9 protein-coding genes are annotated in these 18,418 nt (G+C 29.4%); all 9 read right to left on the reverse strand.

Features of this window, described 5'->3' with window-relative positions; translation table 11 throughout:
* Positions 1-101 precede the first annotated feature (101 nt).
* The 9 genes from EJL03_RS14710 to EJL03_RS14750 all read right to left on the reverse strand — a co-directional run bounded on the left by EJL03_RS14710 (position 102) and on the right by EJL03_RS14750 (position 18,303).
* Positions 102-950 carry an SLAP domain-containing protein gene (locus EJL03_RS14710; RefSeq protein ID WP_125154729.1) on the reverse strand — a complete coding sequence of 283 codons (849 nt, stop codon included), beginning with the start codon at positions 948-950 and terminating at the stop codon, positions 102-104.
* A 16-nt stretch (positions 951-966) separates the two neighbouring features.
* On the reverse strand, positions 967-2,028 hold the full coding sequence (locus EJL03_RS14715) for a cell wall-binding repeat-containing protein (RefSeq protein WP_125154730.1): 1,062 nt from the start codon (positions 2,026-2,028) through the stop codon (positions 967-969).
* A 354-nt stretch (positions 2,029-2,382) separates the two neighbouring features.
* Positions 2,383-3,072 (reverse strand): Ig-like domain-containing domain, encoded by a 690-nt coding sequence (locus EJL03_RS14720; protein WP_125154731.1) that lies wholly within the window; start codon positions 3,070-3,072, stop codon positions 2,383-2,385.
* A gap of 172 nt (positions 3,073-3,244) precedes the next feature.
* Positions 3,245-9,217 carry a DUF5050 domain-containing protein gene (locus tag EJL03_RS14725; protein WP_164509112.1) on the reverse strand — a complete coding sequence of 1,991 codons (5,973 nt, stop codon included), beginning with the start codon at positions 9,215-9,217 and terminating at the stop codon, positions 3,245-3,247.
* A 221-nt stretch (positions 9,218-9,438) separates the two neighbouring features.
* Positions 9,439-10,155: a hypothetical protein gene (locus EJL03_RS14730; protein WP_125154733.1), complete on the reverse strand. Its 717-nt coding sequence runs from the start codon at positions 10,153-10,155 to the stop codon at positions 9,439-9,441.
* A gap of 76 nt (positions 10,156-10,231) precedes the next feature.
* Positions 10,232-13,105: a DUF5050 domain-containing protein gene (locus tag EJL03_RS14735; protein WP_125154734.1), complete on the reverse strand. Its 2,874-nt coding sequence runs from the start codon at positions 13,103-13,105 to the stop codon at positions 10,232-10,234.
* Between the two features lie 174 nt (positions 13,106-13,279).
* Entirely contained in the window at positions 13,280-15,142 is a 1,863-nt protein-coding gene (locus tag EJL03_RS14740; RefSeq protein ID WP_125154735.1) for a cell wall-binding repeat-containing protein, read from the reverse strand.
* 81 nt (positions 15,143-15,223) lie between these two features.
* On the reverse strand, positions 15,224-15,802 hold the full coding sequence (locus tag EJL03_RS14745; protein WP_125154736.1) for a VanZ family protein: 579 nt from the start codon (positions 15,800-15,802) through the stop codon (positions 15,224-15,226).
* 506 nt (positions 15,803-16,308) lie between these two features.
* Entirely contained in the window at positions 16,309-18,303 is a 1,995-nt protein-coding gene (locus EJL03_RS14750) for a methyl-accepting chemotaxis protein (RefSeq protein ID WP_125154737.1), read from the reverse strand.
* Between the last annotated feature and the right edge of the window lie 115 nt (positions 18,304-18,418).

Genomic DNA, 18,418 nt, shown 5'->3' on the forward strand with positions numbered 1-18,418 from the left:
TTACCTTTTATTAAATTTTTGTACAAGCTTAAAACTTTCTGTAAATTATTAAAAAGGCTAACCATTTATGATAATCAGCCTTTAAAATATCTCTCATTAAACTATTCTTTTGAAAATAATACCTTACTTGTAGTTAAATCAAAATCACTTATCTTCATAATTTCTTTTTTAAATACTAAACTTAATATTTTAGCTTTATATGCACCTGTATTACAATTAGGCAATTCAAAGGCACCTGATAACACCGTTTCTTCATCTGCTGTTTTTATAGTTATAGGTAATTTTTTCATTTGGATAGATTGATTTGTAGCATTTCTCATAACAAGAGTCATAAGCAAGCTGCCATCCTTATATTGAGTCATTGTAAATACTGATAGACTTACTTGTCCATCTTCTAATTTAGGCAATGTACTTAGAAATTCATTGAAAGTATTAATTTCTTTACTATCCATTCCTTCCGGAATTCCTTCCAACTCTATATCAACATACTTAACTGCAGTAGCGTCTCCTTCAAATACAACTTTCCAATCATTTTGAGGTATTTCCTCAACAAAAACATTTTCCTTATTAAAATAAAATTTCCAAGGTCTTGCTGAATGCTCAGGAATATCACCCATTTTTCTTAAGTCAAAAATCTGATATGCTAGCCTTTCACCTTTAGAATTAATTATATATAAAGGTACTTCCTCAAAATTTATAGTTCTAGATAACCCATTAACAATATAAACTTTAACTTCTAAACTCTGTCCCTGATCAAAAGCATATACTCCTGATATATTAATCTGTCCCTCTTTTATTTCAGGTAATACTTCCTTCATTTCTTCTTCTAAATACTCCACCTGTACATCGGATATTTTGTCCTTTTCATCTGAGGTTAAGTATAAATCTATATCAATTTTTTCTAAATCTTTGTGTATTGTAGTTACTATATCCTTGCTATTATTAACCATAATTTTCCTCCGATTTCTACTGAATATCTATAATTTCAAGTTCATCTTGTGATATCTCTTCAGCTAACTTATTAAAATCTGCTTCAATTGTTTCCGATAAAACTCCTGTACTTCCAACTAAAATAATATTTGTATTCTTACTCATATTATTTTTAACAAAGTTCTTTGAATTTAATATATCTTCCGATTTAGCTCCAAGTCCACTTAATACAACTGGAGATCCATCTTTTGCTGCTGCTGCAGAAGCTACTAATGCATCAGCGAAATTTTTTGAACTATCATTTCCACCGGCTGCTACATACACTTTATCAAAAGAAAGACTTGGCTTAAAATAGCTAAGAACATTTATATTAGTTGCAAATCTATCTTTCCCTTGGGCTATTCTAGTTGCCCCAACTAATTTTATAACTGAGTCTTTTAAAACCCCTGTCCCTCCTACTGCCATTATTTTTAATCCATTATTATCAATAACTTTTTTTACTGCTGGATCTATTGAATTTGAACTTGAGATTAAAACAGGAATCTCTAACTTTGCGGCAATAGACGCTACACTCAAAGCATCTGAATAACCGTCTTGTCCATTAACTAATATAGCTTGTTTAGATCCAGTTCTTTTAATTACTTCTTCTGCCACAACTGCATTTGTATCAAATCTATTTCCTCCGTCTTTAGCATAACGTACAACATTTAGTCCATTTGCTTTCAACTTAGCATATATTGTTGGCGTAACTACCCCTTCACCACCTACTATATATACATTCTTTGCTCCTAATTTTTGTATACTAGACAAAACTCCATCACTTAACATATTTGATTCTGTTAATAAAATAGGTGCCCCTAATTTTTTAGCAAGTGGAGTTGCACTAACCGCATCTGCATATCCTTGTCCATTAACTAAAATTACATTTTCTGCTGTCTTAAAGACACTTTCTGCCAAAATTTTAGCTGTAGCATACCTACTTTGTCCACCTATCCTATTTACAGAAGCAGCCTTAACATTTGTAAAACTTGCTCCTGATACTAATACTAATGACATGGCAATAGCACTACATAGCTTAATATATCTTTTCTTTAACATAATTATACCTCCCTTTATATACAACCAATTTTTATTCATTATATAATATAATTGTTTAATAGATATTTCTTATTTTCCAAAAAATAAAATGCATCAAAAACTATTTCAATTCAAACTGCCTAATTTACACAAACCAACAGGTATCATTATTGGCTTATGATTTATTTATAATATATAAATTTAAGATTTTATATATTAGTGTATTGGTATATTCGCTACATTATCACTTTTAAACTAAAATTTACAAATCATACACTTCTATTGTAACAAATTATGATAAATATTAAAATACTATATTTAAATATTTAATAATTTTATATCTTATTTTGTAAATATTAACAGACCTGTCCCTAATTATTCTATTCTAATACTTACATTTTTACTACTAGAACTAACATTTAACCTTCCCATTCCTATCAATAATTTTCCATCTATACCATAAAAATATATATTAGTATTTTCTTTATCTATAATAGTTATAGCTGAGTTTCCTACATCAATTAATGTATTACTATTTTCAACCTTATACTTTTTTATATTTTTATTATTAGTAGACTTTATTGTTATAGATTTAAGAATAGAAATTACTGGTGATACATTTACCTCACACTCTGCTAAATAATTTTTGTTATTTTCCTCATTATTACTCTCTTCATTAATAATATGAAATTTAATTTTTCCTTTCTGCTTCAACTTAACCCCATTAATAGCTCTTAACCCATCATTTATAGTTAACGTATAATCTTCACCTAGCTTATACCCTTCTTTAGGAGGTCTTATCTCTAAACTCTCTTTATCAGTTAATAAGGCTATTTTAACACCAATCTTATCTCCACTTTCATCTTGAACTAATATAGAATCTTCAATAGTGCTTTTGTCTAACTCATCATTAAAGGTTATTGTCCAAACCTTATTTTCTCCTACATTTTTTTCAGGAAATGTTTTTATATCATCTAAAGCATATGCATTTGGAATGAAATAGATAAACACACTAAAAGCAAAAATTCCTATTAAGTATATCCTTTTATATCTACTACTTCTCAAATTAAGTACCCCCTTTAATTCTATTTCTATATTGATTTTTAAAGAAAACTAATATACTTTTATTAATTTAATATAAGCCCTGTCCCTAAAAATATAAGCAGTTGACACTACTATTTAAACAGTATCATCTAAATTATTAAAATTAAAAATTTAATTTTATAAAAAAGAAATATTATTTATTTTTGATATAGTTATCTGTAACAATTTTGTCTAAAAATTTTATAATTTGACCCTTAGAATTCACTTCACATAAACCTATATGTTGCCCTGTCCCCGAATTTACTATAATATCTTTACCAGATTCATAATCGTAAACAACATATTTATCATAAGTACTTCCTATTTTTTGTTTATTTATAGGAACTTTTATTTTATTAATTTTATCTCCTATTATTATCTTTAATGAATTTCCTTTACCTGGAGAATAATTTATTTTTGTACTGCCAATCTCTTTACCTGGTTTAAATGTATATCCCGTTACAGTTTTTGGCGCCTTAATATCCACAGTACATATTGTTCCAGGTAAATACATACCTTTTGCTCTATATCTAACCAATATATTATTGGTTGGATTTACTTTATACACCGACAACTGTAATTGCTTAGAATTAGTAGGGACCTTTGTCCATCTATTACCTTTATCTAAACTATACTCCATATCACCATTTACTCCTTTCAAAATTAAGTTATTACCTGAAAGAGTAAATGAAACTTCCTTTGGAGTATTTTTATTAGATTTAAAAGGTATTTTTACAGATTCAGAAGGTGTATAAATAATCTTATTATTAATATAAGATTTTTTTCTCACAAGAATATATTTGTATTTACTTAATACTTTTCCGTCTACATCTTGTACTGCATTTGTGTTAATCCAATGATTTCCTCCATCTATACTATACTCACACTTACCTAAATTACCTCCTTTAAATACTATTCCTATCTTATTTTCATTATTATTTTGGGATTTTAAGTAAATTTTAATTTCTGTAGGTTTATTTCCTTGACTTTTTAACTTTATAACCTTTGTCTCGGACTTTGGATTCTCTGAGGTTGCTGGCACTCTTATACTTATTTTCTTCTTGTTAAACATTTCTTTTATATATTGATCTGGTAAAATAAATCTTTTATTATCATCACTTTTAATACTTTTCCATCCACTACCAACATTATATTGCATAATATTAATATTATAGTTTCCACCCGCAACTAATTGAAACTTTCCCTTTACAATTTCTAGACTAACACTTGGAGCATTACATATATCTCTAATGTCATCCTTTGTAATAACTAAATCCACAAATTTTATTACCTGTCCCTTAGAATCCACCTCAAACAAACCCACATGTCTTCCAGCTTCTAAAACATTAATATCCTTTCCTGATTTATAATCTATAACATCATATCCATTATAATTGCCATTTATTATCTGTTTATGTAAAGGAACTTTTATAGCTTCACTTTTATCTCCTATCACAATTTTTAATCTATTTCCTACCTCTGGGCAATAAATTATTTTAGATGTTCCAATGCTCTGTCCCTTATTTATACTATACCCTTCTATAGAATTAGCAGCTTTAATATCTATTACATAAGGTTTACTTGGCATATATATACCATGGGCCTTGTACCTCACAAATATATCATTATCTGAACTAACCTTATTTAAGTCTAATTGCACATCATCAGTTTCCCAAACTCCTATCCAGCTTTCCCCTTTATCTAAACTATACTCCATAGCATTACTTAATCCACGTAAACTACCATTTGCAATGTCAAACTTAACTTCTGATGGAATATTATCATTACTTCTAATTCCCATTTTTATTTTCTCTGAAGGAGCATAGATTACATCATTATTTACATATGCCCTTTTTCTAGCCAAAATATCTCCACATTCTATTAGTTTTTTAGCATCAACGCTTTCTATTGTGCTTGAATCGAGCCATCCATCTCCTCCATCCACACTATATTCATAGTTTTCTAAATTACTACCTGTAATTTCAACTGTTATTTTATCATCTTTAATATTTTCTGATTTTAAATTCACTTTTAAACCCTTTGGTTTATCCAATTGTTCTTTTAATTTTATTACCTTAACTTGAGAAGCAGGGTTTCCTCCCATCTCGGGTATTCTTACACTTATTCCTTTATTAACATACATTTGTTCTGCATACTTATCTGGTAATACAAACCTAGTTTTATCAGCAGTTATTATATTTTCCCATTCTATTCCAACATTAAACTGTACTACCGTTATATCATTATCATCACCTGAAACTAATTGAAACTTATTATCTACAAGTTTTAAATTAACATTAGGCAAATTGCCAATATCAGTATCATGTTTAACATTAAATATTAGAGTGTTCTTGTCTTCATCAACAGCTCCATTTAATAAATTGATAACTGTAAATTTTAATGTATAAGTTCCATTGATATCAATTTTAGATCCCTTATAATATTTGTTATTAATGTCTGAATCTAATTTTACTTCCTCTAATGGCATATGAACATATTCTCCATCATTAGTCTTAATTTGTGCAGAAATGTTAACCTTTTGATTTCCTTCAATAAATGGAGTAACCTCTTTGTATATACCTTCATTAGCTAAAATGCCCCCATCTTTTCCTAACTCATCAATGGTGTGAATTGGTATATTAATACTTTCGGTTCTATCAACAATAAAATATTTAACATTAGGTACAAAAACACCTGTATCCTTATTTTTAATTCTAACAGTTAATTTATATAAACCCTCTTGATTAATGCTCTGTCCCTCATTTATCTGAACTTTTGATGAGTTTTCAAATCCATCTTTAAACTTAAAGGGATCATCATTAGTGGAATTATTATCTCCAAGCATTCCCATGTTCCACTTATTAGACAAGTCATATTGCCTTGCTGCATTAACCCTCCCTTCACTCCAACCATTCTTTAAATCCAAAATCTCTTTAGGTAGTTCAAGCCTTTGGAGTATCATTTCTAGCTCTGTCCCAGATGTTTTATTACAAACAGGTGTAGCTTTATAGTATATATCTATATTTTTATTTAAGTCTCCTTTATCTTCTTTAATAAAAATATCTATTGGTGATGGCATCTCATTATTAACTTTAAATTTAACTACAGTTACACCAGTACCCGTTCTTCCGTTCACTGTCATAGTTTCCGTTAATACTACAGCATAAATCTTATCAATTTCAAAAATATATTTATCTTCCTTGTCTTTCTTATCCACCTCTAATTCCTGTCCATTACTTATACTTATTTCCGAAACATTTTCCCACTCTCTTGGATCTTCATTATCATCATATAATTTAACTTCTGCCCTAATATTTTTATTAATTGAATCCCAACTAGGTTTAGGTTTTTTATCCTTGGAGTAGACTTCCCCATCGTTTATCCCAGTTAAGACCGGGGGCTGAAATAATGAATAAGCTCTTGGTTTACTACTTAAAGTTGGTCCATTATCTTTAGTCCTTATCCAAACCTGCATATAACTATTTATCATTATAGAGGTTGATCCATCACTACAATTTTTCCACTGATCTATACTAGTTGGAGGAGTCATCCCATCCCCTGTATCGTAAGCATATTGCATATCTTTAGTAGTACCTAGTATAGTGCCGGATTTATAATCGATAGCAACATATTGAGAAATTTTTCCTCTACTTATTACCACTCTCTCTGATAAATCACTATTGCTACTCTCTAACTCTGAGGCTTTAACTATTCTAAATGCTAAGTCCTTCCCCTCATTTGCATCAATCTTTTCGCCAAACTTAACATCATTTTCAAATTTTACAACCCCACCATCTTTTACAGTAATACCAAACTTTATAGGACAAACCTTTCCAGACTCTGATATCTTACCATCTCCAGGATTATTCCATTCTACATTCTCGTCATCAATTATAGAAGCATCATATAAATACCCAATATATTTACCCTCATTCAAGCCATCTATATCATTATTTTCCGCATCTATTTTAAAACCCACTGGTGCCTCTGCTTGGTATGATACAACTAATTTTTCACTCTCACATTTATCCTGTTTGGTTAAAGTTACATATAATCTACCCCCATCTTTTTTCAAATCCAATCCCTTTATTAAAACGGTTCCATCCTCTGAAGCTTTTCCTAATATACCCTTAGAATTCTCTTCCTTATATACTTTTACAATATCTCCTTTATCTAAATTATATACCTTTACGTAGTCTGATTTTCCAGGTAAATTCCTAACTTCAACATCTTTAGTACTAACCCCCTTAGAACCCAATTCTATTTGTAAAGATACTTTATTCCCATATCCTAAAATACATCCCGTATAAGTATAAATTCCATTTTTTATTATAGGTTTATCTTTATTCCAATTTACTACTAACTCTCTGATAGATCCATCATTCATTATAGCGGAAATCCTTTCTGGGAAATTAAAATTTTCTAAATTATCCACCGTAATTTTAGGGAAATTCTGTATTTTAGAAACTTTTCCATCTAATTTTGGTTTTTTAACAGCCTCGCTTTTTGAAGCTCCGTCCCTTTCTAAAGCTATTCTACTTAGCTTGTTTGATTTCATATAATAGACAAATCCTTTGCTCATATCCACATTAGATTCGTCTGTATTTATTAAGTTTATAAAATCCACTGTTCCATTGCATATTTTATATCCATTCCCATAAATATCAGATTTATATAGCTTCCCTCCATCTACATAACTTTTATAATATATATTTCCACCTTCATCTACTAAAAAATTTGACATCTTTTCTTTAATAGATATTATATTATTTTCATTTCCATTTTTAGGGACATTGCTTATTACATCAATAGAGTGATTTGTTTCTGGGTTGTTTTTGTTATTATATAACTTACCATCTGAGGATACATAATATATGTTCGTTTCAGAAACAGCATTTATACAACTAGCTGAAATACCACTTAATTTAACGGGTTTTTCGGAAGCATTATCTAATTTTAATGAATACAACTTGTTTCCATCTGAAACATTGCTATAAATTATGGATTTCCCTGCTAAACTTAACTCCTTAACGGAATGTGTGGTCAATGCCTTCTTCTCTTTATTATTTATTACATAAACCTTTGCCCCATCGGAATGATTTATATAATAAATACTTTCACCCACTACATTTATACAAGATACCATATCCTTTGTAATTCTCTGTCTCCCAGTTCCATCAAATCTAACTTTATACATAGCTCCATTATCATCATAATTACTATAATAAACCCAATCTCCCACTACATTTATATATTTAGCACTATCCTCACATATAATATAATCCTCTATTCCAGATACACTTTTTTTATATAACTTATTCTTGTCTGCTGAATTAGAATAATAAATCCATTTTTTGTCTTTGTCTACAGTAACAAATCCGTTATTTACAATATTTCCAGCTAAATTACCCGTTAAAAACATATCTTCTCCAAAATTAGATTCTGTAGATTTAAGTTCTACAGACTGCTCTTTAATGCCTGATTTGTTATCTATATCAAAGTAAAATGTTCCAAACATCACAGCTTTTTTATTTTTATCGTATATAGTTATTCTTTTCAGTGTTTCAGTAGAATTTAAATAGGTCAAAGTATCATTTATAGCTATAATACTATTAATATCTGACTCACCTTCTGAAACTGTATAATATGCTGCGTTATTTATTCCAGTTATATTTTTAATTTTTACTTGGATCAAATTAATACCTTTAAACTCTGTAAAATCATTATAGTTTATACTTAAAACAACATTTCCCACTTTAGTATCTTCAGATACGTTAGTGTTAATATATTTATTATCTTCTCCTGCAACATATATAGTGGAATTACCATCCTTATCAAAATTTGTTAAAACATTTCCCGCTTTTAATATTAAGTCTCTTTCCGAAATATTATCTCCTGTAAACATATCCTGTGCATTGCCTTCTTTGTCTATAAAAAACATTGCCTCCAAATTATTCATCAAGCGTTGATTTATTAAATCAATATGAGATTTGATATAATCCATACTAAACACTTGATTCCCTGCCATAATTGAACCATTGGTATTTCTAGGTAACTCCGCATATACAGTAGTTCCTATTCCTAGAACAATAGCTGCAGTTGCAACTAACATCTTTGTTTTTTTCATATATTCCCCTCCAAGTTTTATAGTAAACATTGCATCTTTAAACAATTTATTCTTATATTCGAGTATTTTTAACAAATCACTAGGAAAATTAAGTAAATTTTTCGCATTTTTCTAATAAATATTAGTTTTTATTTTACCTATATTAATTTTTTTACAATATAAACGCCCAAAATTAGGTTAAAATACAAAAAACTGTATGGATATTTAATCCATACAGTTTTTTACTTAATATTTAATACAATATGATTCATGGTCTTATCTACATTCAAGTCTGCACTTCCAAGCTTACTATATCCTGTGGAATCATAAAACTCTACTTTAACAAGAGATTTGTTTTGTATCATATTAATAGAAGTCTCTCCTATATCAAATATAGCATCATTACCTTCTATTTTATATTTTTTCACATCCGCTCTAGTAGTATCACTTATTGTTATACATTTAAACTCTGGTAAAACTGGGGAAACAACTACATCAGATACAAATGTATTTATATCTTCTATAGAAAATCTCATTATATTATCTTTTAGTAGACTTTTGCCTTTTACATTTCTAACTGTACCTTTTTTAACTGTAATCTGATACAACTGACCTTTTTTATATCCACCTGGAGGGGGACTTATATTTAATGAGTTCATATTTCCCTTTGATATATTTACAGGGACAGAGCCTAATAATGATTCATTATTAACTTCATTAACTTGTATTGCATCACTAATAGAATTATAATCTATTTCCGAATTAAAATTTATATTCCAACTTTTATTAAAATCTGTTGATATTTTTTGTCTAATCACATTTACATTACTCTGTTCATAAATGTAGTTAGGTACGTTTTCTGCATGCACTGTCCCTATACCTACATTAGAAATTTGAATAGCAGAAACCACTAAAATGGATGCTGCAATGAATTTAATTCTGCTTTTAATTGATTTCAAAATTTTTTCTCCTTCCTAAATATCCACAATTTTTTCCCTAAAATTAGATAAGAATTTAAAGCTCTGTCCCTAAATCTTAGTTTACATCAGCAATTGCTTTTGAGCATTTTAATACTTTTCCATTATATGTTTGAACAATATACACCTTATCTCCGTTATTAGCATTTATAATAGGATTAGCTTGGTCACCTATTAAAGTCCAACTACTATCAACGCTATCCCCAAGTACAGGTATGGAAGCCCCTACCTTATAGTAATACTGATATTTATCTGGCGTATAAGCTTCTGATGGAATCTGTGGCAATCCAAACACCATAACATTTCCAGATGAACCATTTACAACAAATGATCCTAATGGTAAAGCAATTCCTCTTTCAAATGAAGTAACAATATCATTACTCTCAGCAAATTGTGTACTTCTTGTTATATAAAGCTTATTATTTGCACTATTTTCTTCATCATATTCTAGTGCTCCAGGTGGAAGTATAATATTACATTTAAACTTCTTTTCTGCAAAAGGATCTGAATCCGGAACTAACTCTACTATATTTGAACCTATTCTTGTTTTCATACCATCTTCTAGTTTATAAACATTTACTACATCCCCTTCTTTAAGCTCAGTAGTAGGATCAATCTCAACAATATCACTTTCAGTTAATCCATTTGGAAGCTTACCATAATTAGTAACTTTAATAGTAACATTGCTTGCATCAAATGTTGGTCTTCCCACAACATCTCCATTTATTTCAACTGGTATAACTTCACTTTCTAAAGTATTAGGTGAAGTTCTAGTAATATAAACTTTCCTAGCATCATCAGTCAATGTCTTATTTCTTCTTAAAATAATAGTACAACTCATAGGCTTCCCAGTTACAGGCTCCATAACTGTCTCTTGACCTAATAATTCTGCCTTTAATGGATCTCTATAAACTTTTATAACATCCCCTGGTTTTATATTTGCTTGTATAGGGAGTCTATCTCCTCTTTCATCTATATTTACAAAAATTTTATCATCCTGCATTCCCGCATTATTAATAACTTTTACAGAATCTGCTGGTATTCCTTCACTTGCCATAGATAATTTTAAGGTAACCTTAGCTCCATATCCAACTATTGTTCCTGTGTAATTAATAATTGCTCCCTTATTATTTTTATTAGGATTTAAATTCCAGTTAACTAATAATTCACGTACACTATTATCACTCATTACAGCAGTAACTTTATCTGGCAAGTACTCTTCTAAATTATCAAGGTCCGCTCCAACAGCATTCTTAGTTGGTACTGCCTCCTTATCATAAGAAACTATTTTCAATCCTTGCTTTGGTTTTGTAATAGGTGTTGATGAATACTCATATACCACTCTTCCAACTGTATCTCTATTTGGAGAAATCTTAGGCTCATTAGCTATTAGCATGCTATTTCCTCTAGTAAAATAAACCTTGTCTTCAATAATATTTATAAAATTTGCACTATCATTAGAATATTTATCACCAGATATTCTTAAATAATCAACTAAAGGTGCTCTATAAATTCTATTTCCATCACTTGCATCTGCATAATACATCCACTTACCATCATCTGTAATATTCATACTAGTAATAATAGCATTTGTACCTGTATTTCCATTACTTACAGAAATGCTTCCAAAGCTTCCTCCGCTTTTATTTATCCACTTTAACTGACCTGCGTCTGTTAAATAATATATTTTACCTTCAACTAAAGTTATAAATTTAGAACTGTCCCCAATTAACTTACTTCTATATGTGCCATCTGTATGAACGGAATAAATAGCATTTCCTTCATATTTATTAGTAAAATATATAACATCCCCTGAAACTGTTAAGAATTCAGCCTCATCATTAGTTATATTAGTACCAATATCTTTATTAGCATTTCTACTAACCTTTCTAATATTACCAACCCCATTACCAGAGTGATAACTATAATAAATATATTCTCCTGATGCCACTACAAAAGATGCTTGATCTACGCAAACTATTCTTCTTCCAGTACCATCTTTTCTTATTTTATATATCCTTTGTCCATCTGAATAATTACTATAATAAATATATTCTCCTGATACATTTATATATTTTGCATTGTCATTACATATCTTTTCGTTAATTACTCCATTGGTTTTATAAATTCCCCCACCATCTGCTGAATTACTATAATAAGTCCACTCTCCATCCTGTACTGCTAGTCCATTATTATTTAAATTCCCTAATCCATTATAATTATCTATATTTGCTGTAGGGGGTCTAAAGTAATCATCTAGACTAAAAGTCACAGTGTTTTTACCTTGCTGTAGACTCTTTCGTTCTGTAGTAGCTATTATGGATTTATCTGTTGCTAATATCTGCAATCTAATATAAGGATCCGTAGTTATTAAATTTAATATATAATCATCCTCATTTTCAGTCATCCCAACTTTACCTATTTTCTTTATCATATCACTGCTATTATTGTTGTATGCTTTAAAATACTTTGGTTCTAAATTATGAGGTTTAATATTTACCTTTGCTTCATTAGGTATTTTTATACTTACAAACTTCATAATTCCACCTAAATCAGTAACAGTTATTTCTGCCTCCACTGTAGAACTATTTTTATCCTTATCAAAATCTTTACTTTCCTTATCATATTTATACATTGACCTATTTCCATTTGAATCATAATAAACTATGTTTTCAGGTAAAATTCCCAAATCTTCGAGTTTACTTCCAGTAAATAAAGATTTCACTTCTGACCCATTATTATAATAAATATCTTTAAACTGGGTTGAATTATTTATTATATCATTAAGTTTGCTAGCATTTTTAGCTATGTAATTTATATCATATGCCTTATCTCCTATAATAAGAGCATTACTAGGCAAAGCTGCAAAAACGCTGCTAGTTATCATAGTAGCCATTGCTATTGCTGCTACTAAAATTTTTGTCTTTTTCACTTTAAACCACCTCTCCTAAAATAATTAATATTGTCTCTTCAACTTAATCTACTAAAATTTAAGCTCTGTCCCTTATATTTCGTCTAAAAATTATATTGTTAGTTAGAAGCTTTAAATTAAGTATTTGTCTTTCAACTTTAAATTTACCTATAATTTAAAGCTCCGTCCCTAAATTTAATACTTAGCTACAACCTTCAAAACTAGTAACACAGGCTTATTGTAATGTTTTACTTTACCTTTGATGTAGTATGTTTGAGGAGTACCAAGATCCACAAAAGGATTCTCCCATTCTACATCTACCATTATGCTCTTTCCATCTGAAGTCTTTGCTTCAACTCTCTTTGGAAGAGTATAATGAGTACCCTGAAGAACTGTTTCTCTGATTTCTGGTATATCCTCAATTTTTGGTAACACTATAAGTGTTAAATAAGCTTTATTATAAGAACCCAAAACAGTACCCTCAAGCTTTACAATTCCAGTTTTACTTGTATCTATACTCTTTGTATTCCAAGTTACTTTCATATTTTTATTTGTTATCTTATCTAAAACTGTCTTAGGTAATTTATATGTTTCCCCCTGAACTATCTCAATAACAATATCATCAAACTGATTGTTTGAACCTGATCCATTATTATCTCTTATAGCCAATGTTAACTTAACTTTTTTCTTATATTTATCCACCCTTCCATAAAACTCATATATTCCATTTTCTTTTTGTTTTTCACTACTATAATCCCAAATTACTGGTAAATCACTAGTGGTTCCATCACTCATAGTGGCTAACACCTTTTCAGGTAACACAAAACTTGACCTTGAAGGTGCCTCCTTATAAATATCCCCTATTTTTACTGGTATAGGAGTTACCACAAGTCTTAAAATTACACTTCTATAATATCCTTTAACAGTACCATAATAAGTAAACATACCTGGCTTTGACGTGTCCACCTTTTTAAGATTCCACTCCACTAAAGCTTCCTTTTTATTTCCTCCAGTAGTATTTACTATAAGAGATCTAGGAGGAGAATAAGGATCATTTTGGTTTATAACATTATAAATATCTGGCACATAAACTATATCCTGTGGTAAATATTTAGCAACATTTTCAAGATCATAACTTACCATAGTTGGCCCACCTAAAATAGTTACATTATTAATTACCTCTGAAGATAAAAATCTATTGGTTGGCGTTGGTAGTGGCGTATCCCCAAGTAATATAAACCCTTGATTTTTAGCTGCCAGTGTTGACCCTGCCAATGCATCTGCGTATGCTCTCCCAGAAGCCAAATATAAATTATTTATATTTAGTTCATTTCTAAAAGAATTTATTATCTCAATATTTCTTTGATACTTGTCCCCATATCCTATTCTTTTCCCATTTGGTATAGAATTAAATACTTTTTTACTTATAATATTTTCTCCACCAATCACATAAACTTGTTCTGATTTTTTAAAAGAGTTTAGATACTTTCCCACATCACTTTTTATAGTGTTTTTTTCAACCATAATTATAGGAATGCTCTTATTGGCTGCAATAGGCGCCATGGAAACCGCATCTTCAAACCCGCTTCCATTAACCACTACAGCTTGCTTTGATCGTCCTAACTTTTTGGCAATTTGTAGTGCTGTATCATATCTAGTCTGTCCACCTAGTCTAGTAGTTTTAATTCCCATGGTTTTTATGCCATCTTCTACATTTTGTGATATAACTCCTTTGCCCCCTATAATAAACGCATTTTTTACATTTAATCTCTTTAACTCCACTGAAGTATACATATTTAGTGTACCTTTGTTGGTCAAAAGTATAGGTGCGTTGAATTTTTTAGCCAACGGTGCTGAACAAACTGCATCAGGAAAATTTTCTCCGCACACTACAACAGCATAATCGGACCTTTCCTTCCAACCTTCCTGACATATCTTAGCAGCCGTTTCATATCTATTTTCCCCATATATTCTTTTAACAGATGGTGAAGCAGAAGCCCTACTCCCTACAATACATAATGAAACCACTATAGCTGCTATTAATTTATTTTTTAACATTAAACATCACCTTTTATTTATTTTTTATAAAATATTTAAATTTAAACTCATCTTTATTTATCGTATATAAACACGATAAGTTTATTTAAAATTTTTATATATTTTACAATATATTTTATTTACTAAAATATATATTAATATTCCAAAAATACTTCCTACAAAATCAATTAATACATCCTTTACAGAAGAGGACCTTCCTGGTACAAAACATTGGTGAAATTCATCTAATACTGCATATAAAATACATATAAACATTACATATATTATTCCCTGATTTAAACTTATTTTATATTTACACAAAACATTACAAATTAATATGGCTAATACAAAAAATTCAAATGCATGGGCATTTTTTCTAATTAATACATTGAATTTTTGTTTTTTTATATCCACTTCTTTTTCTTTAATTTCTATATAGTTACCATTCCCTCTTTGTTTTTCATTTATCTTATACTCTTTTAAATTTTCCTGACTTTTATCTTTTGATGCTCCGTCCCTAAATTTTCTATGACTTTCTTCAACTGGATTATTATGAAAGTTCTGGATTAAATTTAATATAGAATAACTTGCTTTATTAGATTTATCAGCATTTTTTGAAGAATTATAAAATATAAATCCCATCCATAGAAGTGTCAACATTATTGCGACTACTTTTCTCAAATTTACCACCCTTTACTATAATCTATGGATATTTTAACCTATAAATAACTATTTGTATATAATACCCATAATAATCACTAGTATAATTGCTATATTATTGTAATTTAACATACCATTTTCCTTTATATAGTAAAAACATTGAAAAACTTGTTGTAATCAGCTAATAAAGCATATATAATTGTAGTTATAATAGTTTTTATAATAAAGTTAAAGTTGAAATTAAAAATAAATTTATGATTCCTTCTTACTATTTTTAGACAGAGGTGATTTATTAATGCAACAACTTAATCCTATAGAAGCCAGAAAAAAGCATATTAAAAAAATTACTTGGCTTGTGGCTATTTTAACTATAATTTTAGTTGCTGGTATAATTACCGCAATATCTTACATGTAAGAATCAGTGTACTGATTCTTTTTTTGTTTTAATGGTTTTCTTTACTAAAAAAACATAGGAATCTTCCTAAAGAAAATTCCTATGTTTTTTGATCTGTCCTTAGATTTTAAAATCACAATTTAAATTTATAAACATACTTCATCATATCCTTAGTCATATTACTTAAATTATTTGCAGATTCAGAAACCTCTTGTGAAGAAGCACTGACCTGCTGAGAAGAAGCGGCTATTTCTTGTGACGATGCAGAAACTTCCTCCGCTGTGGACGAAACTGCTTCTATTCTATCTAAAATTAAATTCTTCTTTCCATCTATAAACACCGCTTCTTTATTTACGGATTCCATCTTAGGAATAACCTGATTTACAGAATCTACTATATTATTAAATCCATCAATAGCATTATTAATAGCATTAAGGGAATTTTTTAATTCCGAATTAACATTACCACTAGAATGCACAATTTCCTCTGTTTCTTGTGATATACTTAGAATTAATTGTCTTACATTATCAGAAGCATCTTTGGTTTGTTGTGAAAGTTTTTTAACTTCCTCTGCCACTACAGCAAAACCCTTACCTGCTTCTCCAGCTCTTGCCGCCTCTATAGCCGCATTGAGAGCTAAAAGATTAGTCTGCTCTGCTATTTCATTTATAAGTGTAGTAATATCATTTACTTTTACCACATTTTCACCTAACACATTTATCTTATTAATAAAACTTTCAAAAGACTTAGATATATTAATAGAAGAATTATTAAGTTTTTCCATCTTTAAATTACTACTTGTAGCTACATTTTCTATTTCCTTTGAACTTACATTTACATTTTCTATTTCTTCCATCATCTTTCCAAGTAATATTCTAAACTCATTAAGTAAGCTAGTTATATTTACCAAATCTTCAGCTTGAGCCTCTGTTCCTTTTGCAACATCTTGTATAGTATCTGATATATTCTCTGCAGATGATGCCATTTCCTCTGAAACTGCTCCTAAATTCTCTGACTGAGTTTCAATTTGTAAAGAACTGTCCCTAACTAAAACTAACATAGCCTTAACATTTTTCTGCATATTATTAAATGATTCTGCAAGTCTTCCTATCTCATCTTGCTCCTTTAAAAATTTCTCAGGAAATTTTATAGTATAATCACCTTTAGAAACCTTGTCCAAGTGATGCACTACTTCCTTTATAGGCTTAGCTATAGAATTACCTATGAATCCTGAAGCCAATAACCCTACTATTAAAAAACCTAATGAAACTAAAGTTAAAAATATCATTAATTTTTCTACACCAGATAATATCTCACTTTTAGGTGCAAATATAGATAAAAACCAATTTGTTCCTTCTATAGGTGCGTATCCTAAATATTTATTAGTACCAGCAAAGGTATACTCTCCTGCTCCTGTTTTACCTTGTATCATTGTTTCATGTAACTTAGCTAAGCTCTTAAAACCTTCATCTTTCTTAGCATTATTCATAACATTATCTCTTTTTGAAACTAAAGAATAATCTGATTCAGCTACAGTATAACCTTCTTTGTTAATAACAGTAACACCGCTATTTTCGCCATATTTAACATCTTGCACAATATTAGTTAACTCACTACCATTTTTTACTCCTCCAATAACTCCCTGTACTTCACCATTAATTTTTATAGGTACTGCATAAACTACCAACAACACATTATTTTCTTTATCCATAATAGGGTCAGAAACAACCTCTTCTCCCTTTAGTGCCCTTTGAAAATACTCTCTTTCATTGTAGTTATCATCTTTTTGGTCACTGCTTATGCTGTTGCCGTTTTTGTCTGCAACATATATAAATGAATATCCATAATTATCTGCTTGCTCCTTTAATATTTTTCTTTTCTCATCTGGTTTCACATTTACATCCTTAAGCTCATGAATATTAGAAATTACATTTAAAATATTTAATTGTGAATCTACTCTCGCCTTTAAAATTTTAGCACCTTGATTGGCAACCTGTGGCAAAACCGTTTCTACATTATCTATTAATATTTTAGATGCTACTGTATAAGTTATAACTCCAATTCCTATACAAATAACTGAAATAAGTATGCCAAAACTCAAAAGTAATTTTCCTCTTAAACTTTTCATAGCCCATCCCCCTAATACTTCACCATAATCAACTTTTCTGTAGTTACTATTATTTTAATTTATACTATAATTTTACAGTGTATTAAGAAATATTTCAATATAATCAGTTATTTTC

Origin of the sequence: Clostridium rectalis (assembly GCF_900626095.1) — a bacterium.
GTDB classification, from domain to species: Bacteria; Bacillota; Clostridia; order Clostridiales; family Clostridiaceae; genus Clostridium_AS; species Clostridium_AS rectalis.

Coding starts and splice junctions, on each gene's coding strand:
- EJL03_RS14710 (WP_125154729.1), bottom strand. CDS start 950: ATGGTTAATAATAGCAAGGATATAGTAACTACAATACACAAAGATTTA.
- EJL03_RS14715 (WP_125154730.1), bottom strand. CDS start 2,028: ATGTTAAAGAAAAGATATATTAAGCTATGTAGTGCTATTGCCATGTCA.
- EJL03_RS14725 (WP_164509112.1), bottom strand. CDS start 9,217: ATGAAAAAAACAAAGATGTTAGTTGCAACTGCAGCTATTGTTCTAGGA.
- EJL03_RS14740 (WP_125154735.1), bottom strand. CDS start 15,142: ATGTTAAAAAATAAATTAATAGCAGCTATAGTGGTTTCATTATGTATT.
- EJL03_RS14750 (WP_125154737.1), bottom strand. CDS start 18,303: ATGAAAAGTTTAAGAGGAAAATTACTTTTGAGTTTTGGCATACTTATT.